Here is a 21,438-nt window from a genome sequence, read left to right as displayed (position 1 = left end):
GCGGCGCAAGGCCTGCGTGCGCGCCGGGCGATTATCGAACGTGGGGTGGTGTGCGGCGGGGAAGAAGATGGGTTCGCGGGCAAGCTCACTGAACACCGGGGTAAGGAGTTACACAGTGAGCTTGCCCGCGAAACACGACGAAAAGGGTGGTCAGGGTCCCACATCGGCGAGCCCGGCGCCATCGGCCTGGAGCACACCGGGGAGATTTTCTCGCAGGTACGCGACCCAGGTCTTGATCTTTGCGTCCAGATACTGTCGCGACGGGTACAGCGCATAGACGTTGAGTATCTGCAGTTTGTAGTGCGGCAGCACGCGCACCAGCGAGCCGTCGCGCAGGCCGTCGATGGCCGAGTAGACGGGCAGGGCGCTGATGCCCATGCCCGAGCCGATGGCCTCGGTCATGGCATCGCCGACGTTCACCTGGAAGGGCGAGGGGCCGAGGGTGATCATTTCCTGGCCGTTGGGGCCGTCGAACAGCCACTTGTCCAGCGGCAGCACCGGGCTGATCAGGCGCAGGCAATCGTGGTCCATCAGCTCCGTCGGGGTTTTCGGCGTGCCGCGCCGGGCCAGGTAGTCGGGCGAGGCGCAGAGGATGCTGTAGGTCTCGCCGATACGCTGGGATACCAGGCCCGAGTCGGGCAGTTCGGAGGCAACCACGATGGCCACGTCAAACCCCTCGTCGAGCAGGTCCGGCACGCGGTTGGCCATGGTCAGCTCGAAGGTCACGTCCGGGTGCAACTGGCGGTAGTTGGCGATGGCGCGGATCACGTAGTGCTGGCCGATGCCGGTCATCGAGTGTACGCGCAGGCGGCCGGCGGGGCGGGCATGGGCGTCGCTGGCCTCGGCTTCGGCTTCCTCGACGTAGGCGAGAATCTGCTCGCAGCGCAGCAGGTAGCGCTGGCCAGCCTCGGTGAGGGCGATCCGCCGGGTGGTGCGGTTGAGCAGGCGGGTCCGCAGGTGGGACTCCAGATTGGCGACCGCGCGGGATACGTAGGCGGTGGTGGTGTTCAGCTGCTGTGCGGCGGCGGTGAAACTGCCGGTTTCCGCGACACAGGCGAACGCACGCATGGTCTGCAGTGTGTCCATTGGGGCCTCGTCAGTGGGGCGTCTGTCCCGGGTGGCGACGCAGTGAAGCGATACGTCGTCGCCGGCAGCATGTCCTTGATGGGTGGCAATGCGCGGAGCAGAGCGGGGGCGGCCTATTGTCACATGGATGGCGACACACATTGTTTCATTATCGGTAATAAACAATCACAAATCAGCCGGCTTATCCGTTCCCTTCCCCATCCCTAGAATTCAATCGCCGCCATTGGCTTTGCCGGCATCTCCACGCTTAAAAGCCCCACGCTGAAAAGCTAGACCACTTCCAGGACCTCCACCGTGTCGCGTCACCTCATGAAAGGACTGACGTTCGTCGGCTCCTTTGTCATTTTTTCAACAATCGCCGGATGTATCAGCACCAACGGCATCGCCCCGCAGGAACAACGCCTGGGCGACACCGAGCTGGCCACCGACGCCGCCATCGCGCACGCCAACCAGGAAGCTGGCTGGCCGGCCGAGCAGTGGTGGCGCGCCTATGGCGATCCGCAGTTGAATGCCTGGGTGCAGACCGCGCTGGAGGGCAGCCCGACCCTGGCCCAGGCCGAGGCGCGGGTGCGCATGGCCATGGCCATGGCCGGCATCGCCGAGTCCGCCGAGTCGCCGCAGATCGGTGTGGACGCTTCGCTGACCCGCCACCGCTGGCCGACCGACTATTTCTACGGCCCGGGCGATCTGGCCGACAGCACCACGTTCAACAACAACGCCGCCCTGGGCTTCAATTATTCGCTGGACCTCTGGGGCCGCGAGCGCAGCAACACCGAGCGCTACGTGAACATCGCCAAGATGACTGCCGCCGAGGCGCGCATGGCCCAGCTGGAGCTGGAGGGCAATATCGTCCGCGCCTACATCCAGCTGTCGCTGCAGTACGCCAAGCTGGACATCGGCAAGGCCATGCTGGCGCAGCAGCAGGGCATCCTGGCCCTGGCCCAGCGCCGCCTCGACGGTGGCATCGGCACGCACTTCGAAGTCAGCCAGGCGGAAGTCCCGCTGCCGGAAACCGAACGCAAGATCGAGGCGGTGGACGAGGAAATCCAGCTCACCCGCAACCAGATCGCTGCCCTGGCCGGCAAGGGCCCCGGCGCCGGTACCTCGATCCAGCGGCCGAGCCTGAAGCTCGCCGAAGGGCCGGGGCTGCCGAGCAAGCTGCCGATGGAATTGCTCGGCCACCGCCCGGACGTGGTCGCCAGCCGCTGGAAAGTCGCTGCGCAAGCCAAGGGTGTGGATGTCGCCCGCGCCGAGTTCTACCCCAACGTCGACCTGGTCGCGAGCATCGGCTACAGCGCCGTCGGTGGCGGCGTGCTGGAGTTCCTCAACGCCGAGAAATTCACCTACGGCGTCGGCCCGGCCATCTCCCTGCCGATCTTCGACGGCGGGCGTCGCCGTTCGCAGCTGAGCCAGGAATCCGCCGGCTATGATGCCGCCGTGGCGCAGTACAACCAGACCCTGGTCAACGCCCTCAAGGGCATCTCCGACCAGTTGATCCGCATGCACTCCATGGAGCTGCAGGAAGGCTTCGCCGCCAAGTCCGTGGCCTCGGCCCAGCGCACCTACGACATCGCCACCAAGGCCTATCGTGGCGGCCTGACCGACTACCTCAACGTGCTCAACGCGCAGACCCGGCTGTTCCAGCAGCAGTTGGTGGAGCAGCAGGTGCGCGCCGCGCGCCTGGCTACCCATGCCGGACTCGTCGTCGCCCTGGGCGGCGGCCTGATGGACAAGCAGGAAGGCCCGAAAGAGGCGAAGATGGTCCCCGAGACCGTCGACGTCCGCGCGGCCAGCGAGCGCTGAGATGGCCGGCGATTCCTTCAACGGCAGCACCGCCACCCGCCAGCTGGCGCCGCTGGACGCCCTGCGTCGGGCGCTGCTGGAGTGGGGCCGCAGTGACGGCGTCACCTGGGTGTACATCGCCAAGGTGCTGCTCGCCGCGCTGCTGACCCTGTGGCTGGCGATGCGCCTGGAACTGCCGCAGCCGAGCACGGCGACCATCACCGTGTTCATCGTCATGCAGCCGCAGAGCGGCCAGGTGTTCGCCAAGAGCTTCTACCGGATTCTCGGCAGCCTGGTCGGGCTGACCGTGATGGTCGCGCTGATCGCCATCTTCGCCCAGCAGCGCGAGCTGTTCCTGCTCGTCTCGGCGCTGTGGATCGGCCTGTGCACCGTCGGCGCTGCGCGCTACCGCGACTTCCGCTCCTACGCCTGCGTCCTCGCCGGCTACACCGCGACGCTGATCGGCCTGCCTGCCACCCTGCATCCGGAAGCCGCGTTCATGTCGGCCATCTGGCGTGTGCTGGAAATCAGCCTCGGCATCCTCTGTTCCATGGTGGTCAGCGCCACGCTGTTCCCGCAGACCTCCAGCACCGCCATGCGCAGTGCGCTGTACCAGCGTTTCGGCGCCTTCGCCGGCTTCGTCCTGGACAACCTCGGCGGCGGCGAGCGGCCGAAGTTCGAGGCCGCCAACGTGGCCTTCGCCTCCCAGGCCGTGGGCCTGGAAGCGCTGCGCAGCGTTACCCGTTTCGAAGACCCGCACATGCGTCTGCGTTCCGGCCGCCTGTCGCGCCTGAACAACGAGTTCATGGTCCTCACCACCCGCTATCACGCGCTGCACCAGTTGCTCTCGCGCCTGCGTGCGCAGGAAGCCGAGGCCGTGCTGCGTGCGCTGCAGCCGTGCCTGGACGAACTGGCCCAGGTGCTCGCCCCGTGGCGCGGCCAGTCGGTCACCGACCGCGACGCCGAGCGCCTCGCCGCCCAGCTGGAAAGCCACCGCACGCGGATGATGCAACGCATCCGCTCCGGTCGCGCGCAACTGCTGGATGAGCAGGACGATCCGTCCGCGCTGCTGGACTACAACACCGCCGGCGAGCTGCTCTACCGCCTGGCCGACGACCTCTACAACTACGCCCTGACCCACGCCTCCCTGGCCGCGCACAAGCACGAAAGGGAGAACTGGAAACACGGCTTCTCGCCCAAGGCCAACCTGGTTGCCTCGCTGGTGGCCGGCGGGCGCACCGCGCTGATGGTGCTGGTGTTCGGCATCTTCTGGATCGAGACCGCCTGGCCCAGCGGCAGCACCTTCGTGCTCAACGCCGCCGCCGTCGCCGCGCTGGTATCGGCCGCGCCGGACCCGGCGAAGATGGCCATGCAGATGGCCGTGGGCACCTTCTTCGCGGCCATCCTCGGCTTCTCGGAAACCTTCTTCGTGTTCCCGCACCTGGACGGCTTCCCGCTGCTGGCCTTCGCCCTGGCGCCGGTGTTCGCGGTGGGCGCGTTCTTCTCGATCAAGCCCAAGTACGCCGGCTACGGCCTGGGCCTGCTGGTGTTCTTCAGCTTCGGGGCAATTCCGGCAAACCTCACCGTCTACGATCCGGGCCGCATGCTCAACGAGTACATCGCCCTGGTGATCTCGCAGAGCCTGGCGGCCGTGGTCGCCGCGGTGATCATGCCGCCGACCAGCGCCTGGCTGTGGCGCCGCCTGGAGAAGGACCTGCGCCTGCGCGTGGTGGAAGCCATCAGCGGCAAGCTCGACGGCCTCGTCTCGTCCTTCGAGAGCGGCACCCGCGACCTGCTCAACCAGGCTTACGGCGTCGCCGCGCGCAGCCCGCTGATGCAACGCCGCCTGCTGCGCTGGACCTTCGTGGTGCTGGAGATCGGCCATTCGATCATCGAGTTGCGCGTCGAGCAGGAGAACCTGCCAGACGAGGCCTGCTACGCGCAATCGTCGCCCTGGCGGCAGTCGATTCGCGCCATGGGCCGCGCGCTGATCCGCCTGTTCGTCAAACCCGGGCAGGCCAATCGCGAGCGCGCCCTGGCCGCCGTCGAGCAGGCCATCGACTGCGTCAGGACCACCGACGAGCCTCGCGCCCCGGACTTCGAAAGCTCGCCGCTGCGCCGCGTGCTCAGCTACCTGCACTTCATCCGCAGCAGCCTGCTCGACCCGCAGTCGCCGCTGCGCGATGGCGAAACCTCTTCTGGAAGATCGACCCATGTTGCCTGACCTGCCCCGCGAGATCGCGTTCCACGGGGTCTACATGCCGACCCTGACCCTGATGTTCCTCGTTGCCGCGGTGATCTGCTGGGGCATCGACCGCATCTTCGCCTCCATCGGCCTGTACCGCTTCACCTGGCACCCGGCGCTGTTCCGCGTGTGCCTGTTCGCCTGCCTGTTCGGCGGCCTGTCTCTCACTATCTATAAGTAACGAGCGTGCACCCATGACTCTCAAATCCATCATCAGCCTGCTGGCGACCCTGATCATCCTGGCGGTCGCCGCGTTGATCGGCCGCGCCCTCTGGGTGAACTACATGGATACGCCCTGGACCCGCGACGGCCGGGTGCGCGCCGACATCATCAACGTCGCCGCCGACGTCTCCGGCGTGGTGGTCGACGTGCCGGTGCGCGACAACCAGCAGGTGAAGAAGGGCGACCTGCTGATGCAGATCGATCCGGACCACTACCAGATCGCCGTGAAGCAGGCCCAGGCCCTGGTCGACTCGCGCAAGGCCACCCTGCAGATGCGCCTGCTCAACGCCAAGCGCCGCCGCGCCATGGACGAGGAAGTCGTCTCCCGCGAGAGCCTGGACGACGCCAGCAACACCGCCGCTGCCTCCGAGGCCGACTACCAGCAGGCCCTGGCCGCGCTGGACGCCGCCAAGCTGAACCTGGAACGCACCCAGGTGCGGGCCTCGGTAGACGGCTACGTGACCAACCTCAACGTGCACCGTGGCGACTACGCCCGCGTGGGCGAGGCGAAGATGGCCGTGGTCGACGAGAACTCCTACTGGATCTACGGCTACTTCGAAGAGACCAAGCTGCCGCACATCCGCGTCGGTGACCCGGCCGAGCTGCAACTGATGAGCGGCGAGCGCCTGAAGGGCCATGTCGAGAGCATCGCCCGCGCCATCTACGACCGCGACAACCCGGAAAGCCGCGAGCTGGTGGCCGACGTCAATCCGACCTTCAACTGGGTGCGCCTGGCCCAGCGCGTGCCGGTGCGCATCCACATCGACGACGTGCCCGAAGGCGTCCTGCTGGCAGCGGGCATCACCGCCACGGTGATCGTCAACCCGCAGAGCCGCAACGCGGAACACTCCGACGGCGCGGCTGCGCAGTGATCTGAGTGGATGAATGAAAACGGGAGCCTCGGCTCCCGTTTTCGTTTCTTGGTGCCGCCTTTACACCACACCGGCCACGGCGCCCTGTTCCGAGACCCCGGCGACGGCCAGTGCCCGATGCAGGGTGGGCAGGATGTTCCGGTGGCCGATGATGCGCGCCACGTTGTGGCGCTTCATGTCGGCCCGCAGGAAGCGGTTGGCGCGGCCGAACACCAGGGTCACACCCTGTTTGCGCAGGCGCTCGCAGAGATCGGCCAGCGAACGTGCGGCGGAGTAGTCCAGCCCGGTGATGGCGCCGGCATCCACCACGAACCAGCGCAATCCGGCGGGTGCCCGCTCCACCAAGGCGATGACCTGCTGGGTGAAGAAGCTGTCATTGGCGTAGAACAGGTCGGCGCCGAAGCGATAGACGATCAGCCCAGGCGCCGTCTGCTTGCCGATCTGTACCGGCACCGGTAGCCAGCGTCCGTCGGCGTCCGGTTCCAGCATCAGGGTGTGCGGGCGGTAGCTGCGGCGTACGTGATGCGCCAGCGATAGGGTCATGGCCAGCAGGATGCCCTGCTCGACTCCTACCATCAGCACGGTGGCGGCCGTGAGCAGGGCCATGCGGAATTCCAGCGGGCTTTCCGTGCGCATGGCCAGCAGGGTCTTCAGGTCGATCAGGCCGATCGCGATGGTGAACACCACGGCGGCCAGCACGCAGTGCGGCAGGTACTGCAGCCACTGGCAGAGAAACAGCGCCACCAGGGCCACGATCAGGGCGAAGCTGAGTTGCGCCACCTGGCTGCGCGAGCCGCCCTGTTCGGCCATGGCTGTCTGGGTCGGGCTGCCGTTGACCACGAAGGTGCCGCTGAAGGCAGCTGCCGTGTTGGCGGCCGCCAGTCCGAGGATGTTGGCGTTCTCGTCGTCGCACTCGCTGTGGCGGTCGGCGTAGACGCGGGCGGCTGCTGAACTCTGGGCGACGATCATGATGAAGCAGGCGCCGGCGATCGGCAGCAGCTCCCGAACATCACGCCAGCCCAGCGCGGGCAGCGACAGGCTTGGCAGGCCTCCGGCAATCGGGCCGAGCACGCTGATACCGTGCCCGGCAAAGTCGAAGGCGGCGCTGGCGGCAATGCAGCCGACCATGGCCAGCAAGGGGAGCGGCCAGTTGGGCAGCCATTGCCTGGCCGCCAGCAGGAGCGCTACCAGTGAGACTGCGATGGCGGCGGTGGGGAGATGCGCCTGGCCGATATGGCCGGCAAGGAACACGGCTTTCTCGCCGGCCGTCGAGGCGGGCACGACGATACCCAGCATGTCACCGCCCATCGACAGCGCTACCTGTGCACCGACGCCGACCAGAAAGCCGGTCAGTGCCGTACGCGACAGGAAGTCGGCGAGAAAGCCCAGCCTGAGCAGCCGGGCGATCAGCAGCATGCCGGCGGTCAGCAGCGCGACAGTGCCGGCCAGGGCGATGTACTGCGGGCTGCCAACGGGTGCCAGGCTGGCGAGATGGCCGGAAAAGATAGTCGCGGTGGCCGAATCCGCCGCGACCACCAGATGCCGCGAGGAGCCTACGAAGGCGAAGGCCAGCAGCGGCAGCAGCGCGGTGTACAGCCCGGTGACTGCCGGCATCCCGGCGATGCGTGCGTATCCGAGTAGCTGGGGGATGTCCATCGCCGCCAGCGAGATACCGGCCAGCGCGTCGCGCAGCGCGCCTTTGCGGGTAATGGGGCGAATGCCCTGGAGGAGTTTCACGGGAGACGCCATGGTGCTCTACCTGGAGTTTGGTAGGGCATTCGAGCAATGGCGCCGGCTGGCGAACAGCGGGCGACTTCCCAAGGGCCTATCGGAGTCTTCGCGGCATTCCGTCAGGCGTCACCGCGCTGGCGGTTCTTGTAGCTGCCGCGAATGTTCATCGCCGCCAGGCACAGCTGCAGCAGCACCAGCGCATAGGCCTTGGCCGGAATTCCCCAGACGATCCACAGCGCGTTGCTGGCGAGGAACACCCAGAAACCGATCTTTCGCCGTTTGCGCTCGCGGGAGCCGACCAGCCAGGCGGCGAGGACGGTGACCAGCATGGCTGGCCATTGCAGCAGGTCGATCAGTGGCATTCGGGCACTCCCACAGGGCTGTGCTGCTTGAGACCTGTGGGACCGGACAAAGGTGCGAACAACCGGCCGGCTTTCCGGGACTGTTCGAATTGCGGTGCAGTAGTTCGTTCGAGCGATTGTCGACCCGATCTGGATCATTAGGCTGGACCGCGCGGTCTCGCTGTGCAGCTCGATACGGCAGTTGAAAATGACATAAGAACAAAGACTAAGGAGAGGCAAGGTCATGAGTGAGCAAACGCCACAAATCCGTCCCAAGGTTTTCTTCGATGCCGCCGTCCTGGTGGCCTGGGTGGTCGGTGTCGCGATCGTCGGGGTGATCCTGGGCTTCAAGGCGATCTGGGCGCCGTTCTTCTGCGCCATCCTGTTCAGCGTCTATAACAAGGACACCCAGCGCATACCCGGCATTCTCTGCGGGGCGGTGACCGGCGTCTGGCTGGCCTGGGGCATCGTCGTTGCCATCGGCCTGCTCAAGACGCTCATGGACCCGATCCTGGCGACGGGCATCGTCCTGTTCGTCGGTGTCTACATCATTTTCTGCGGCGGCCTGTTCGCGCCGTTGTTCATCAATCACAGCGCTTTTGTCTTCCTCACCGTCGCCCTGGCGACCCACCTGGCCGAGCCGCCGCTGGCAATCAGCGGGCTGATCGTGATCGGCGGCGGCATCCTGCTGGCGGGTGAGGTGGCGCTGCTCACTTTGCTTGCGCGACTCGGCGCCAAGCCCAAGGTTTCCGCGCTGCCCACCTCGGCCATCGACTGACTTCCCACCTCGGCCGGTTCCGCCTGAGTCCAACGGGCGGAATCGGTCACGAGCAATTTCGGTGGCAGGGGCGGTGGGGCCCGCAGTCGATGTTCGTGCCCCGGTCAGGGCAGGCCGTCAGACCAGCCCCGGCGCAGCAAAGTGCGGACGAACCGGGTAGCCATCGAGCAGCGCGTTGGTTTTCTCCGGGTCCAGTTCGCCGTTGAAGGGCACGCCCAGCGCCTGGCGATGGATGCCGGTGGACGCCAGCCACAGCGTATCGATGCGTGCGGCCAGCGCGCCGGGCACGTCGGTCACCAGCGAATCGCCGACGAACAGGATGTGCTTCGCGCCGCGCGCTTCCAGCTGCCGCTGGGCGATGCGGAAGGCTGACGGATCGGGTTTGCCGTACCAGTGGACGCTGCCACCTTCCTCGGCGAAGGCTTCGGCCAGGCGACCGGCGCCGAACACCGTCTGGCCGCCGGACACCACCACGCGGTCCGGGTTGGCGCAAAGGAAGGGTTTGTCGGTGGCGCCGCGCAACGGGGCGAAGCGCTCCTCCAGTTCGTGCTGCGGGAAGCTGCCGACGCCGAGGATCAGCGAGGCGGCGTGGATGTCGTCGCAGAAGCGCTCGCGGATCTCCGCCGGCCAGGTGGTCAGCGCGTCGCCGACGCCAACGGTGTAGATGCCGCCGCGCTGGAATTCCCGCTCATGGGTGAAGGCGTCGATGGCCAACTGGCCGGAGGTGGTGATGCCGGCGAACAGCTCGCGGGAGACGCCCAGGCGCACCAGGGTGTCGGCCATTTCCGGGACGCTGCGCGAAGCATTGCTGAGGAACCACACCGGTTTGCCTTCGGCGGCGCGGCGGGCGAGCCAGTCGAGGGCGCCGGGGAAAACGTCGACGCCGTCGATCAGCACGCCCCAGAGGTCGAGCAGGAAGCCGTCGTAGTCGGCGCAGAAGGCATCCAGGCCGGCGTGGTCGATGTAGCGGGTGTGGGTGACGGCACTGAAGCGGGAGGTGGTCATGGCTTGCCTGTAAAACGGTGGGAGTGCGCCCACGTTAGCGCACTCTCGCCATGACGGTGTGACAGATAAGCCGATCAGTGCGCCGGGTGCGGCGGACGGTCCTCGCCGAAGGTGTCCGCCAGCCAGCCCTTGAGCTGGCAACCGGCGAAGGCCGAGGTGCTGCACTCGCCGCTGGCCAGGGCCTGTTGCAGCTTGCCGATATCGGCCTTCTGTACGTAGGCGATGGCGTCCGTCATGTCGTCTTCGGCGCCGTAGCCGCCCTGGACCATCTCCTTGAGCGCGTCTTCCTTGCTCCAGTCCTGGATCACCGTGCGGTACATGGCGGCGAACAGGCCGGTACGGTCACGTCCGTGCTTGCAGTGCATCAGCACCGGGCCGTTCTGTTCGGCCTGTTGCAGGATACGCAGGACCTCCAGCACGTCGGCGTCGTCGACGCGGTCAGCGTGGGTCGGGAAGCTGACTGCCTGCATGTCGTGCTGGCCGATCCATTCGCGATCATCGTCCTTGATGAAGCTCACCACGGTCTTCACCTGCAGGCGCTGCAGCTCGGGCAGGTCGGCGCTGCTGGGCAGGGCGCTGCGGTAGAGGGTTGGCGACATCTGGTAGAGGTTGAACGACTTGTCCACCGGCCGGGCCCAGTCGGCCTGCGTCTCGCCAGCGGCCAGGGCAAGCGGGCTGATGCCCAGCATTGCAGTGCTCAGCAGGGCGGCGGCGATGGCGCCACGAAAAATCGAAGGCAGGGACATGGGGACTCCTCTAAGGTCCGCGTCACCTTAGGGAGGGGCCGGTTGTGCCCGGATGAAAAGCAGGTGAAGAAAGCGTGAAGCCTGCTCAGCGTCGTTCGGCGGGCAGGAAGCGCACCAGCACGCCGGGGCGGAAGAACCACCAGACGCACAGCGGATAGCACAGGTAGTTCAGCGCATAGATCAGCAGCGCCGCCGGGCTGGGTGTGTTCTTCCACGCCGCCATGCCGACGAGGATGGCGTAGAGCACTGCCAACCCACTGCCGTACAGCGCGGTCAGCCGCCAGCGCTCGCCGGTCTGCGCCAGCCGCTTGTGCCGGCGGGCGAACCAGAAGGCCATGGCGGCAGCGATCACCGCAGCCACCAGCAAGGTCGCCGGCACACCACCAACCCGCAGCAGCCCGCGCGCCACGACGTTGAGGAAGAAGGCGGCGAAGATGCCGGCAAGGGCGAGGTAGCGAATCGGGTAAGTCATCAGAACCCCTTCAGCCAGTAGGCACCGGCGAATAGAAGCGCGCTGCTGGCCATCAGCGCGATGGCGAAGGCGCGGCCATCGGCGAGATCCGCCATCAGGCCCTGCCACAGGCGACTCGAGGTGGCGGCGGCGCTCATCACCTCGCGATTGCGCAGCAGGCCGGCACTGTCGTTGGCGCCCTTGAACATCAGCGCGGCCAGCGCGCAACAGGCGAAGCCGACGTAGATCGTGGTTTCACATAGGGCCCCTGTGCTCAGTTCGCCCCGGTAGGCCGTCACGCCAATGGCCACGGCCAGTTGCAGCACAAGGAACGGCAGGAGGATGCGGGCGATGCGGAAGAGGAAGTGCTTCATAGCGAGCCGTCGAGGCCGAAGCGCTTCTTCAGCACCTTGTCCAGCAGGCCGGTGGGCAGCCAGCGCGAGAGCAGCGGCAGGGCCCGGCTGCCGTTGCCGATGCGCAGCAGGCGCGGGCGCGGGGAATTCTGCGCGGCGGCCAGCAGTTCGCGGGCGAAGTCGCTGGCCGGCGTGGGTTTGTCCTGGGAGGCCGCGGCGCGCGCCTGGATGAATTGGCGCAACGGCCACCAGGCGGAGTTTTCGCTGACCACCGCGGCCATCTCGCGGCTGGCGTTGGCGCCGAAGTTGGAGGCGATGGCGCCGGGCTGCACTTCCATCACCTCGATGCCGAAGGGCGCCAGCTCCAGGCGCAGAGCGTCGTTGAGCGCGTGCACCGCCGCCTTCGATGCGCAGTAGGCACCGGCGAAGGGCGTGACCAGCACACCGGACACACTGCCGATATTCACCACCAGCCCGCGCCGCGCCCGCAGCGCCGGGAACAGTGCGCGGGTGACGCCGACCACGGCGAACACGTTGGTTTCGAACTGCCGGCGGATCGCCTGGCTGCCGCCGTCCAGCAGCGGGCCCATGGCGCCGTAGCCGGCGTTGTTGATCAGCACATCGAGGCCGCCGGTTTCGCGCTGCAGCAGCTCGGCGAGTCGCTCGACGGCGGGCTCGTCGTTGACGTCCAGCAGCACGCCACGCAATCCCGCCTGGCCGAGTGCGGCGACGTCTTCATCGCGGCGGGCGGTAGCCCAGACCTGGTAGCCGGCGGCCTGGAAAGCATCGGCGAGGGCGCGGCCGATACCGCTGGAGCATCCGGTGATGAGGGCGACGGGTTGGGGCATGGTCTGGCAGTCCTTGTCTGTGGGCGGGACTACCGTACCGGAATGTGCGGGGCAGGTGAATCAGTTACCGAAGCGGCCGCTCACCCGCTCGGCGCGGAACTCCAGGGTGCTGGCGCGGTAGCCGGGGCGCAGGGGCGGCAGCGGCAGGCAGTCGCTCCAGCTGTCGCCGGCGAGCAGCGCGCCGGGGCCACGGTAGCGCGGGGCTTCGTAGAGGTTTTCGGCAAGGTCGGTGGTGTCGCCGGGGCGGTAGGCGGCAACTTTCCAGCGCAGCTCCAGCAGCGGGCGCGAGGCGCCGTTCTTCAGGCTGACGGCCAGCGGGCGGCCGGGCAGGCACTGCTCGGGCTGGTAGGCGATGCGCAGTTCCAGGTGCTGGAGCTGGCGGGTGTCGCTGTTGTCCTGCCAGATGGCGATGGCGATCACCGAGGCCAGCCCGACCAGCCCGGCGCCGGAGATCGGCAGGGCGCGTGAGGGGTAGCGGATCAGCAGGATGATCCAGGTGACGATCAGCAGGATGCCGTACAGCATGGAGCGCTCCGCGCGGGGTATCGAGCATTACCTTAGCAGGCGGCGGGGTGGGGCGGGTTGATGTAGTGCGGCTCTAGTAGGAGCGAGCTTGCTCGCGAACCTGCCCAGCCGTCGAGGTATCGGCGGATAACCCGTTCCGGGTTATGCGCCCTACGCAGGTACCTCGGCAGGCGCCCATAAAAAAGCCCCCGCACCGAAAGGTGCGGGGGCATTGGCGCTGATGGGGGGAAGCGCCGGATCCTCGCGTGGAATCAGCGCACGACGGCGCGCAGCTCCACGTTCTCGGTCGTACGGCCGTAGACGTCTTCCAGACGCTCGATGTCGTCTTCGCCCAGGTAGCTGCCCGATTGCACTTCGATGATCTCCAGCGGGATCTTGCCGGGGTTGGCCAGGCGGTGGACCGAGGCGATCGGGATGTAGGTGGACTGGTTCTCGGTGAGCAGGAAGGTGTTGTCGTCACAGGTCACCTGGGCGGTGCCGGAGACGACGATCCAGTGCTCGGCGCGGTGGTGGTGCATCTGCAGCGACAGGCGCGCGCCCGGCTTGACGGTGATGTGCTTGACCTGGAAGCGGCCGCCCATGTCCACCGAGTCGTAGGAGCCCCACGGACGGTAGACCTGGCAGTGGTTCTGGGTCTCGCTGCGGCCGGCGGCGTCGAGCTGGTTGACCACCTTCTTGACGTCCTGCACGCGGTCCTTGTGGGCGATCATCATGGCGTCCTTGGTTTCGACCACCACGATGTCTTCCAGGCCGACCACCGAGACCAGCTTGCCGTTGCCGTGCACCAGGCAGTTGTGGCTGTCGTGCACTACCACGTCGCCCATCGTGACGTTGCCGTCGGCGTCCTTGTCGTGGACTTCCCAGATCGACGACCAGCTGCCCACGTCGTTCCATCCGGCGGCCAGGGGCACCACGCAGGCGCGGCGGGTCTTTTCCATCACGGCGTAGTCGATGGAGTTGTCCGGGCAGCACTCGAAGGTGGCGGCGTCGATGTTGATCAGGTCGCCGTCGTGCTGGCTGCGCTCGAGGGCGAGCAGGCAGGTGTCGTAGATGTCGGCGTCGTGTTTCTTCAGTTCTTCCAGGAAGCGGCTGGCGCGGAACAGGAACATGCCGCTGTTCCAGAAGTAGCCGCCTTCCTCGACGAACTGCTGGGCACGGGCCTCATCGGGTTTCTCGACGAAGCGCTCGACGCGGATGACGCCGTCCGGCAGGCCGCGCTCGTCGCCGGACTTGATGTAGCCGTAGCCGGTTTCCGGACGATCGGCGGGGACGCCGAAGAGCACCATCTCGCCTTTTTCGGCGGCGTTGGTGGCCAGTGCCAGGGCGCGCTGGAAGGCGCGCTGGTCTTCGATCACATGGTCGGCCGGGAGGATCAGCAGCAGTTCGTCACGGCCTTCGGCCATGAGCTTCATGGCGGCGATGGCGACCGCCGGGGCGGTGTTGCGGCCGAAAGGTTCGAGGAGGATCGACTGGGTTTTCAGGTCCAGCGCTTCGAGCTGCTCCTGGACGATGAAACGGTGTTCCTGGTTGCTCACCACCACCGGCGGCTCCATGCCTTCGAACACCAGGCGCTCCAGGGTCTGCTGGAACAGGGTGTGCTCGCCGGTCAGGGCCAGGAACTGCTTGGGATACTGTTTGCGCGAAAGAGGCCAGAGTCGCGAGCCGCTGCCACCGGAAAGGATTACTGGGATCATCGGTTTTCTCCTAAAGCGTTTGCGTTCTGTTGGCCGGACCACGTCATGCGGGCCGGCGTGCGGTTTGGGTGACCTCTCCTGTGCTTGCCGTCGTTGCGGCGCACGGGTTCTTCTGCCGGTGCTGGGCCGGTCTTGTTGTTCTGGGTGGAGCGGGGCGCGTCAGTTGCCGGTGCGCCCCAGGACCCTCCCCGAGGGAAGGGCAGGCAGTTCGTGCCGGCGGAAGGTGTGGCGCCTCGTCCGCACTCCGGATGGGAGTGGCAGTGCAGCATCCGCCGGCGCATGGATCAGTCCGCCTTGACCGGGCGCTTGACCCACACCGGGTTCAGCTTGCCGCTGTCGCCGGTGACGTAGAGGCAGACCACTTCGCCGCGCTCGAGGGTGACGGGCTTGAGGTCGCTGACCTTCTTCGCGCCGTCGAACAGCGCCAGGTTCACTTTCACCGGGTTGATCTCGCGGTCGCCGTGGCTTTGCGGGGCGACGTTGCTGACCACTTCGGTCTTGCCGTCGGCGGTCTTCAGGGTGAGGGCCTTGCCGCTGAGGTTCTGTACGCGGACGAGGGCCTTCTGCTTGTTCTTGAACGGCGGCTCGGGCACCAGGCGCGGCTGGCCGCCGGGCTGGCTGACGAGGGTGTAGTAGGCGTCCGGGTCGAGTTTCACCGGCAGGCTCTGGGTACCGACCTTGGCGGTGTAGTTGCCCGGCGGAAGGAACTTGAAGTCGCTGGAGCCCAGCGGCGAGATGTCGTTGAGGGTGGCGTTGCCGACGCTGACGGACAGCTCGCCGCTGCCGGCGTTGTAGGCCCGCACGAAGGTGGAGCCCTTGGGAGCCTGCGGGCCGTACAGCGCGCCTTCACCGCCGGCGAAGGCGCCGAAGGATGCGGCGCCCAGGGCCAGTGCGAGGGCGGACGACTTCAGGGTGCGAATGCTCAGTCGGTTCATGCTCAGTCGGTTCATGGGGTGTACCTCCGTCTACTTTCTCTTGTGGGCACGGGTGGTGCCCCGTTCAGCGCTCGGTGCGCCGTGGGTTCGTTGGATCAGTGTGCTGCGGCCTGGTTGGATGCCAGGCGTTCGTCGCGGCTGCCCGCTGCCCGCAATTGCGCCACCCAGTCCGGGTTGAACTGGCTCAGGTCGCTGTGCATCGGCAGGTAGCGTTCGGGGAATTCCCAGACCAGCAGTTGCGCCGGCTTCTGCTTGAAGCCTTCGTCCTGCAGGAGTTCGAGCATCGGTTCCAGGGGGCCCTTGCCCTCCTTGGCGTAGTTGATGACATCCGCCGAGAGCGCCTGCTTGAGGGCGCCGGCGAAGTTCCAGCGCGCATTGGCGCTGTAGCTGGTGCCGACCAGGGCGACCTGCGGCTGGGCGCTGTCGCCGAAGAGGTCGCCGCCGCCGCTGTCGCTGGAGTCGGCAGAGCCGGCGGTTTCCTCGGCCGGGTGGGTCTGGCGCTGCTGCAACTGGTCTTCTTCAGGCAGCAGGTTGGTGAACAGCGGGTCCAGGGGCAGGAAGGTCAGCAGGTCGCCCTTGTGCGCTCCGCTCTTGCCGGCCTCGGTGACGAAGCTCTGGGTCGGCAGGTCGGCACCCTGGCCGGCGCGGATGCTTTCGCCCAGGCGCTGGGCCACGGCTTCGGCGCCCAGCGGGGTCCAGTGGGTGTCGGTGCGCAGGAAGACCTGACCGTTGTCCTTGGCCTTTTCCATCGTCTCCAGCAGCTCGGGCGCGGCCATGCCGGCCTGGCGGGCGCGCTGCAGGAAGTCTTCGTAGAGCGAGGCGTGCAGGGCAGCCGGCTGTTCCTTGCCGACGTACTCGGGATACAGACGGGTCTTGGCCGGGATGATCGCCAGCACCAGCTTCACGCCACGGCGCTCCAGCTCCTGCTGCACGCCGCGCACCAGCGCCCAGTTGTCTTCCAGTTGCTGCTGGGTGGGCGCGGGCTTGAACTCTTCATCGGTGAACAGCCAGCCGTCCTTGCCGATCACCACGCCGGGGCGGCCTTCGTCGAAGACGGTGTAGTCCAATGCGGCCCAGAGGTTGGTGCCCAGGCGCTTGATGGGGAATTCGTCGTCGTAGTGGCCTTCGAAGGCGTGGGCCAGCTTGCCGTTGAGTACTGTGGTGCCCTCGGCGGCGGAGAAGCTGGGGAAGGCCTTCAGCGACCAGCCGGCGAGGCCCAGCAGCATCCCGCCGAAGGCGGCGATGTAGGCGTACTGGAGGGGCCTGGCGATTCTCTTGGTTTCTACTGACATGATTGCCTCGCTCAGAACTGGAAGTAGAGGAACGGCGAGTAGCTCTGCGCCGAGAGCTTGAGCACCGAGGCGGCGAACAGCAGGAGCAGGGCGATGCGGGTGGCCAGTACCGGCAGCTGGGTCATCCAGTGCTGCTGGTAGACGGCGGCGCCGCTGGGCGAGTAGGCGATCGCCGCCGGGTCCTGCTGGGCCATGGCCGGAGTGCGCGGCTGGGCGCTGGCCGGGCCGTCGGCGTCGACCTGTTCGGTCTTCGCGGCGGCCTTGGGCGCCTTGCTCTGCATCGGCTGGTTGTAGAACTGGCGCAGGCCGAAGAAGGCGAGCACGAGGTAGGCGATCACCAGGGTGCCGACCTGCAGGCCGGTGAGGCTGGCGCGGTTGAGCTCGGAGAGCTTCCAGTCGCCGAAGCTGAACATGGCTTCGTACATGCGCCAGGCCACGTGCAGGTTCTCGGCGCGGAAGATCACCCAGCCGACGATCACCAGCAGGAAGGTGAACACCCACTTCAGCGGATTGAGCACGCGCGGCGCGGCGTTCACGCCCAGGGCACGTTCGATGGCCAGCCACACGCCATGCCAGGCGCCCCAGATGATGTAGGTGACGTTGGCGCCATGCCACAGGCCGCCCAGCAGCATGGTGAGGATCAGGTTGCGGTAGGTCTGGAAGGTGGTGCCGCGGTTACCGCCCAGGCTGATGTACAGGTAGTCGCGCAGCCAGGTGGACAGGCTGATGTGCCAGCGCCGCCAGAACTCGGTGATGGATTGGCTGATGTAGGGCTGGTTGAAGTTCTCCATGAAGCGGAAGCCCATCATCAGGCCGAGGCCGATGGCCATGTCGCTGTAGCCGGAGAAGTCGAAGTACAGCTGCGCGGTGTAGGCCAGCGCGCCGAGCCAGGCATCGCCGGTGGTCGGGTCCTGCAGGGCGAAGCAGTGGTCGGCCACCGCGGCCAGGGTGTCGGCGATGAACACCTTCTTGACGAAGCCCTGCATGAAGCGGGTGCAGCCTTCGGCGAACTTGTCGACGGTGTGGGTGCGGTGGTTGAACTGGTCGACCAGGTCTTTGAAGCGCAGCACGGGGCCGGCGATCAGGTGCGGGAAGATCGCCACGAACGCCGCGAAGTCGATCAGGTTGTGCGTGGCCGGGGTGTCGCCGCGGTACACGTCGATGATGTAGCTGATCGATTCGAAGGTGTAGAAGCTGATGCCGATGGGCAGCAGGATGTGGGTCAGCACGAAGGGCTGCATGCCGAACGAGGTGATGATCTCGTTGAGGCTTTCCACGCCGAAGTTGGCGTACTTGAAGTAGCCCAGCACACACAGGTCGACCACCACGCCGAGCAGCAGCCAGCGCTGGGCAGCCTTGGTCCGGACACCGGCGGCGCCGATGCGCAGGCCGATCCAGTAGTTGAAGACGGTCACGCCGGCGAACAGCAGGAGGAAGTCCACCCGCCACCAGGCGTAGAAGATGTAGCTGGCGACCAGCAACAGGAGGTTCCGGTAGCGGTTCCCGCTCAGGTAGTACAGGCCGAGGAAGACCGGCAGGAACAGGAACAGGAACACGTTGGAAGAAAAGACCATTCCGCGTCTCTCTCTGGAGCTTCAAACCTTGAGTGGCTCCGGACCTTCCGGCGTCTTCGCGACGCCCTGAGGAAAGGCCGGGGCAACCCGCCAATTCCTCCCCATGTGGTGCTCAATCTGTTACGCCCGCCCGCGTCTTTATTGCGTGGGTCGGGTGGTGTTGCCGTTGCTTCGGAGCGAGGGCTTGCCCTCACCCCAGCCCTCTCCCAGAGGGAGAGGGGGCCGTCCGGTGTTGTCGGATGGCTCGGTGTTGCCGCTCTGCTCTGGTAGGGCGAATAACGCGAAGCGTTATCCGCCGTGGTTTCGTGCCAGATCCTTCGGCGGATAACCGCAAGCGGTTATGCGCCCTACGGGAGTTCCGCTTTCAAGGAGACGAGCGCTGCTTCAGCTCCCCGCCCCCTGACGGTTGAAAACCTTGGTCACTTCACCCCCCAGGCGGAAGCTGTTGAACGGCTCCATCTTCTTCTTCCAGTCCTGGGTCTTCGGCGCGCAGCTGTAGAGCGCGCAGTAGGGTTCCAGCCAGGCGAACTTGCTGTTCTCCTTCAGGTCGCCCATGTCCTGGTCGTTGCCGGTCTTCTCGTCGAATGCGTCCTGGTCGTCCACGCCTTGCATCACGCGGTTGGCCAGGCGCTGCAGGGCGCCGTTGTTTTCCTGGCGCAGGTCGACGCCGTTCACCTGGGCGAAGGCGGCGATCATGGTCAGCGGCGGCAGCGAGTAGTTGTGGTACGACAGGGCACGCTGGCGGCGCTTGAGTTCGTTGGGCAGGTAGCCGTCGTTGTCCACCTGGTTGGCGGCGACCTTGAACTCCTGCACGGACCAGTCGAACAGGTCGCGGCGGTTGGTCACCACGGCGGTGGACATCACCGACCAGGCGGCCCAGTAGGAGTGGTTGTTGATCTTCTTCAGCGGCAGGTCGCTCCAGTCGCGCACCACCTGGCTGCCCAGGGTGCTGAACCAGTTCTCGATCTCCTTCGACTGCTCGGCGTAGGAGGCCAGCGGGCGGCTGCTGGAGAACTTCAGGCGCATGTAGGAGGACGACAGGCTGCCCAGTGCCCATTTGCGCATGGACTTGCCGGTGTGGTTGTAGTCGCTGCTTTCCAATGCATTCGCCCGTGCCCAAGAGCCCAGCCAGCTCATCGCGCAGTCCAGGTCGCCCTTGTTGCCGCTGCGCATGTACTGGGTGATGAGCTTGGTGGCGCCGCGCTCCATGTCGGTGATGTCCTTGATCTGGCTGCGGAACTCTTTCTCCGCATCCGCATTCAGGGTGGAGCGTGCCGAGTCCGAGCCCTTGTACTTGCTGGTGAACTGCAGGCTGCCGGTGTACGGCGTCGGCGCGGTGGGGCAGCGGTCGGCGTCCTTCTTGCTGCCCTTGTCGCCGACGGCGGAGAAGTAGCCCGGTGGCGGCATCAGGTCGGCCGCGTAGGTGGCGCTCTCGCCACCGAACAGGGCGCCGAGCACGGCGATGGTCAGGCCGATGCGGGCGACCACGGGGGTCTTGATCTTGCGTAGGCTGGGCATGGAATTCACTCCCTCGCGTCAGTTGGCGGCCACGTCGGCCGACTTGGCTTTGGGCGTCTGACAGAGCTTGGCCTCGACTTCCAGGCCCGCCGGCATGTCGTCCGGCGCCTCGATCTCCAGGGAGAGGAACTGCTGGTTCGACCAGTCCTCGTCGTTGCGCAGTTCGAAGACGTAGCGTCCGCCGGTATCCACGGCCTTGGACTGCTCGATCTTCAGTTGCTCGCGACGACCGTTCATGTACCAGATGGTGTTCTTGAGTTCGTGCACGCCGGGGTCGGAGTAGGTGACGTCGGCGGTGTAGCTGCCCGAGCGGATCGGCAGGGCGCCGCTGTTGAGCAGCACCTCGTTGCTGCCCGCGTGCAGCTTGACCTTGCGGCTGATCGCCGGCTTGCCGTCGGCGCAGCCGTTGTCCACCAGCGGCATGGCCTGGCGGTAGAAACTCTTCTGCGCCATGTCGTAGTGGGTGGCGAATTCCCAGATGAGGATCTTCGGCGGCTTGTCGTGGAATTCCTTGCTGGTCATGTAGGCCAGCAGGGAGCTGTCGAAGCCGCCGCCGGACACGGCGTTGTTGAGGATGTCGACCTTGCCGTACTGCTCCAGGAAGCCGGCGAAGTTGTAGGCCGGGCCGCTGTTGGAGGTGCCCACCAGCGCGACCTGGGCATCGCCGCCTTCACCGAACAGGTCGCCGCCGCCGGAGTCGCCCACCGGCTCGGTCTCGAAGCGGTCGACGTACTGGGGCGCGTAGCTGCTGCCGCACAGTTGCGCGGCGGCCTTGTGGAAGGTGCCCAGCTTGGACAGCAGGCCGACGCGCTTGCTCTCGAATTCCTTCTTGGGAATGTCGTTGTAGGCGGGGATTTCCTTCAGGGTCTCGGCGACGATCTTCGCGCTGCGCATGGCGCCGTACGGGGTCCAGTGGTGGTCGCCCTTGAAGTAGTACGGGTGCTCTTCCTTCTCGTCGAACAGCGGCGAGAAGTCCGGGGTGTAGATGCCGGCCTTGCGGAACTGGGCGATGGTCGCCTGGTAGTTCTGCCTGGCCAGGTCAAAGTTGAAGCTGGCCTTCTCCTGCGGGTTGAGCTTCTCGCGGTTCACCAGGCCACGGGTGGGCTGGTAGACGACGACCAGGTCGATGCCCTTGCGCTTGAGTTCGTCGCGCAGTTGCTTGAGCTCGCGCCAGCCTTCGGCGCTGGTGCCGAAGTCGGTGCGCAGGTCGTAGGTGGTACGGAACAGCCAGTCTTCCTGGGCCGGCACCAGGTGGGTGAAGAAGCCCAGGTACTTGGTGTTGTACGCCGCGTTGTTGGCGGCAGTGGGGCACAGCCCGGCAGCCGGCTGCGCGGAGTAGCTCGGCGCGTCGGCGGCGCTGGCCTGGTGGGCGAGCAGCAGGGCGGCGGTGAGGCCCGACAGGCGCAGCAGGTTGATGGTCAGTTTGTTCATGTGTCGGTC

The 21,438-nt window shown here is 66.5% G+C and carries 20 protein-coding genes; 5 read left to right on the top strand and 15 right to left on the bottom strand.

Annotation, left to right across the window (positions count from 1 at the left end):
- Positions 1 to 150: 150 nt before the first annotated feature.
- Positions 151 to 1,086: a LysR family transcriptional regulator gene (locus tag IB255_RS04435; RefSeq protein WP_081516204.1), complete on the bottom strand. Its 936-nt coding sequence runs from the start codon at positions 1,084 to 1,086 to the stop codon at positions 151 to 153.
- A 309-nt stretch (positions 1,087 to 1,395) separates the two neighbouring features.
- On the opposite strand from IB255_RS04435, the gene IB255_RS04430 reads away from it, so the two are divergent.
- From IB255_RS04430 to IB255_RS04415, 4 genes are read left to right on the top strand one after another with little or no spacing between them, the layout of a single operon-like run.
- Positions 1,396 to 2,889 carry an efflux transporter outer membrane subunit gene (locus IB255_RS04430; RefSeq protein WP_081516203.1) on the top strand — a complete coding sequence of 498 codons (1,494 nt, stop codon included), beginning with the start codon at positions 1,396 to 1,398 and terminating at the stop codon, positions 2,887 to 2,889.
- A 1-nt stretch (position 2,890) separates the two neighbouring features.
- The gene (locus IB255_RS04425) at positions 2,891 to 5,092 is read left to right on the top strand and encodes an FUSC family protein (RefSeq protein WP_081516202.1); all 2,202 of its coding nucleotides are present in this window, start codon (positions 2,891 to 2,893) and stop codon (positions 5,090 to 5,092) included.
- Between the two features lies 1 nt (position 5,093).
- A complete protein-coding gene (locus tag IB255_RS04420; RefSeq protein WP_081516439.1) occupies positions 5,094 to 5,294 on the top strand; it encodes a DUF1656 domain-containing protein in 201 nt (66 codons plus the stop codon).
- A gap of 13 nt (positions 5,295 to 5,307) precedes the next feature.
- A complete protein-coding gene (locus tag IB255_RS04415) occupies positions 5,308 to 6,207 on the top strand; it encodes an HlyD family secretion protein (protein WP_081516201.1) in 900 nt (299 codons plus the stop codon).
- A gap of 60 nt (positions 6,208 to 6,267) precedes the next feature.
- Here the strand turns inward: IB255_RS04415 and IB255_RS04410 are convergent, their stop codons facing one another.
- Both IB255_RS04410 and IB255_RS04405 read right to left on the bottom strand, forming a co-directional pair.
- A complete protein-coding gene (locus tag IB255_RS04410) occupies positions 6,268 to 7,944 on the bottom strand; it encodes a SulP family inorganic anion transporter (protein WP_318652745.1) in 1,677 nt (558 codons plus the stop codon).
- A 113-nt stretch (positions 7,945 to 8,057) separates the two neighbouring features.
- On the bottom strand, positions 8,058 to 8,300 hold the full coding sequence (locus IB255_RS04405; RefSeq protein WP_081516198.1) for a hypothetical protein: 243 nt from the start codon (positions 8,298 to 8,300) through the stop codon (positions 8,058 to 8,060).
- A gap of 223 nt (positions 8,301 to 8,523) precedes the next feature.
- Between IB255_RS04405 and IB255_RS04400 the strand changes: the two genes are divergently transcribed.
- Positions 8,524 to 9,057, top strand: coding sequence for a hypothetical protein (locus IB255_RS04400; protein WP_081516196.1), 534 nt, complete (start codon positions 8,524 to 8,526; stop codon positions 9,055 to 9,057).
- 117 nt (positions 9,058 to 9,174) lie between these two features.
- Here IB255_RS04400 and IB255_RS04395 read toward each other — a convergent pair whose 3' ends face one another.
- The 12 genes from IB255_RS04395 to IB255_RS04340 all read right to left on the bottom strand — a co-directional run bounded on the left by IB255_RS04395 (position 9,175) and on the right by IB255_RS04340 (position 21,429).
- Entirely contained in the window at positions 9,175 to 10,062 is an 888-nt protein-coding gene (locus IB255_RS04395) for a TIGR01459 family HAD-type hydrolase (protein WP_081516194.1), read from the bottom strand.
- 74 nt (positions 10,063 to 10,136) lie between these two features.
- Positions 10,137 to 10,808 (bottom strand): tyrosine-protein phosphatase, encoded by a 672-nt coding sequence (locus IB255_RS04390; protein ID WP_081516192.1) that lies wholly within the window; start codon positions 10,806 to 10,808, stop codon positions 10,137 to 10,139.
- Positions 10,809 to 10,893: 85 nt separating this feature from the next.
- Entirely contained in the window at positions 10,894 to 11,280 is a 387-nt protein-coding gene (locus tag IB255_RS04385) for a hypothetical protein (protein WP_081516190.1), read from the bottom strand.
- Complete coding sequence (locus tag IB255_RS04380; protein ID WP_081516188.1) at positions 11,280 to 11,633, bottom strand: hypothetical protein; 354 nt, start codon at positions 11,631 to 11,633, stop codon at positions 11,280 to 11,282. The genes IB255_RS04385 and IB255_RS04380 overlap by 1 nt, the downstream gene beginning before the upstream one ends.
- Positions 11,630 to 12,460: an SDR family oxidoreductase gene (locus IB255_RS04375; RefSeq protein ID WP_192209825.1), complete on the bottom strand. Its 831-nt coding sequence runs from the start codon at positions 12,458 to 12,460 to the stop codon at positions 11,630 to 11,632. Before IB255_RS04375 ends, IB255_RS04380 begins: the two co-directional genes overlap by 4 nt.
- 60 nt (positions 12,461 to 12,520) lie before the next feature.
- Positions 12,521 to 12,985: a multidrug transporter gene (locus IB255_RS04370; protein ID WP_081516184.1), complete on the bottom strand. Its 465-nt coding sequence runs from the start codon at positions 12,983 to 12,985 to the stop codon at positions 12,521 to 12,523.
- Positions 12,986 to 13,236: 251 nt separating this feature from the next.
- Positions 13,237 to 14,679 (bottom strand): mannose-1-phosphate guanylyltransferase/mannose-6-phosphate isomerase, encoded by a 1,443-nt coding sequence (locus tag IB255_RS04365; RefSeq protein ID WP_081516182.1) that lies wholly within the window; start codon positions 14,677 to 14,679, stop codon positions 13,237 to 13,239.
- A 284-nt stretch (positions 14,680 to 14,963) separates the two neighbouring features.
- Positions 14,964 to 15,614, bottom strand: a complete 651-nt coding sequence (locus IB255_RS04360) for an alginate O-acetyltransferase AlgF (protein WP_081516438.1) — start codon at positions 15,612 to 15,614, stop codon at positions 14,964 to 14,966.
- A gap of 95 nt (positions 15,615 to 15,709) precedes the next feature.
- Positions 15,710 to 16,906: an alginate O-acetyltransferase gene (locus tag IB255_RS04355; protein ID WP_081516180.1), complete on the bottom strand. Its 1,197-nt coding sequence runs from the start codon at positions 16,904 to 16,906 to the stop codon at positions 15,710 to 15,712.
- A gap of 11 nt (positions 16,907 to 16,917) precedes the next feature.
- On the bottom strand, positions 16,918 to 18,480 hold the full coding sequence (locus tag IB255_RS04350; RefSeq protein ID WP_081516178.1) for an MBOAT family O-acyltransferase: 1,563 nt from the start codon (positions 18,478 to 18,480) through the stop codon (positions 16,918 to 16,920).
- Positions 18,481 to 18,864: 384 nt separating this feature from the next.
- Positions 18,865 to 19,980, bottom strand: a complete 1,116-nt coding sequence (locus IB255_RS04345) for a mannuronate-specific alginate lyase (protein WP_151189732.1) — start codon at positions 19,978 to 19,980, stop codon at positions 18,865 to 18,867.
- 36 nt (positions 19,981 to 20,016) lie between these two features.
- A complete protein-coding gene (locus IB255_RS04340) occupies positions 20,017 to 21,429 on the bottom strand; it encodes an alginate O-acetyltransferase (protein ID WP_081516176.1) in 1,413 nt (470 codons plus the stop codon).
- Between the last annotated feature and the right edge of the window lie 9 nt (positions 21,430 to 21,438).

Origin of the sequence: Pseudomonas sp. PDM22 (genome assembly GCF_014851965.1) — a bacterium.
In the GTDB taxonomy this organism is placed as follows: Bacteria; Pseudomonadota; Gammaproteobacteria; order Pseudomonadales; family Pseudomonadaceae; genus Pseudomonas.
The sequence above is the reverse complement of the archived record's forward strand: the minus strand, read 5'-3'. Positions and strand labels throughout refer to the sequence as shown.

Excerpts from the sequence above, each read along its gene's own strand:
- IB255_RS04390 (WP_081516192.1), bottom strand. The coding sequence starts at position 10,808 with ATGTCCCTGCCTTCGATTTTTCGTGGCGCCATCGCCGCCGCCCTGCTG.
- IB255_RS04350 (WP_081516178.1), bottom strand. The coding sequence starts at position 18,480 with ATGGTCTTTTCTTCCAACGTGTTCCTGTTCCTGTTCCTGCCGGTCTTC.
- IB255_RS04355 (WP_081516180.1), bottom strand. The coding sequence starts at position 16,906 with ATGTCAGTAGAAACCAAGAGAATCGCCAGGCCCCTCCAGTACGCCTAC.
- IB255_RS04370 (WP_081516184.1), bottom strand. The coding sequence starts at position 12,985 with ATGCTGTACGGCATCCTGCTGATCGTCACCTGGATCATCCTGCTGATC.
- IB255_RS04435 (WP_081516204.1), bottom strand. The coding sequence starts at position 1,086 with ATGGACACACTGCAGACCATGCGTGCGTTCGCCTGTGTCGCGGAAACC.
- IB255_RS04405 (WP_081516198.1), bottom strand. The coding sequence starts at position 8,300 with ATGCCACTGATCGACCTGCTGCAATGGCCAGCCATGCTGGTCACCGTC.
- IB255_RS04400 (WP_081516196.1), top strand. The coding sequence starts at position 8,524 with ATGAGTGAGCAAACGCCACAAATCCGTCCCAAGGTTTTCTTCGATGCC.
- IB255_RS04425 (WP_081516202.1), top strand. The coding sequence starts at position 2,891 with ATGGCCGGCGATTCCTTCAACGGCAGCACCGCCACCCGCCAGCTGGCG.
- IB255_RS04340 (WP_081516176.1), bottom strand. The coding sequence starts at position 21,429 with ATGAACAAACTGACCATCAACCTGCTGCGCCTGTCGGGCCTCACCGCC.
- IB255_RS04380 (WP_081516188.1), bottom strand. The coding sequence starts at position 11,633 with ATGAAGCACTTCCTCTTCCGCATCGCCCGCATCCTCCTGCCGTTCCTT.
- IB255_RS04375 (WP_192209825.1), bottom strand. The coding sequence starts at position 12,460 with ATGCCCCAACCCGTCGCCCTCATCACCGGATGCTCCAGCGGTATCGGC.
- IB255_RS04395 (WP_081516194.1), bottom strand. The coding sequence starts at position 10,062 with ATGACCACCTCCCGCTTCAGTGCCGTCACCCACACCCGCTACATCGAC.
- IB255_RS04360 (WP_081516438.1), bottom strand. The coding sequence starts at position 15,614 with ATGAACCGACTGAGCATTCGCACCCTGAAGTCGTCCGCCCTCGCACTG.
- IB255_RS04365 (WP_081516182.1), bottom strand. The coding sequence starts at position 14,679 with ATGATCCCAGTAATCCTTTCCGGTGGCAGCGGCTCGCGACTCTGGCCT.
- IB255_RS04385 (WP_081516190.1), bottom strand. The coding sequence starts at position 11,280 with ATGACTTACCCGATTCGCTACCTCGCCCTTGCCGGCATCTTCGCCGCC.
- IB255_RS04430 (WP_081516203.1), top strand. The coding sequence starts at position 1,396 with ATGAAAGGACTGACGTTCGTCGGCTCCTTTGTCATTTTTTCAACAATC.
- IB255_RS04415 (WP_081516201.1), top strand. The coding sequence starts at position 5,308 with ATGACTCTCAAATCCATCATCAGCCTGCTGGCGACCCTGATCATCCTG.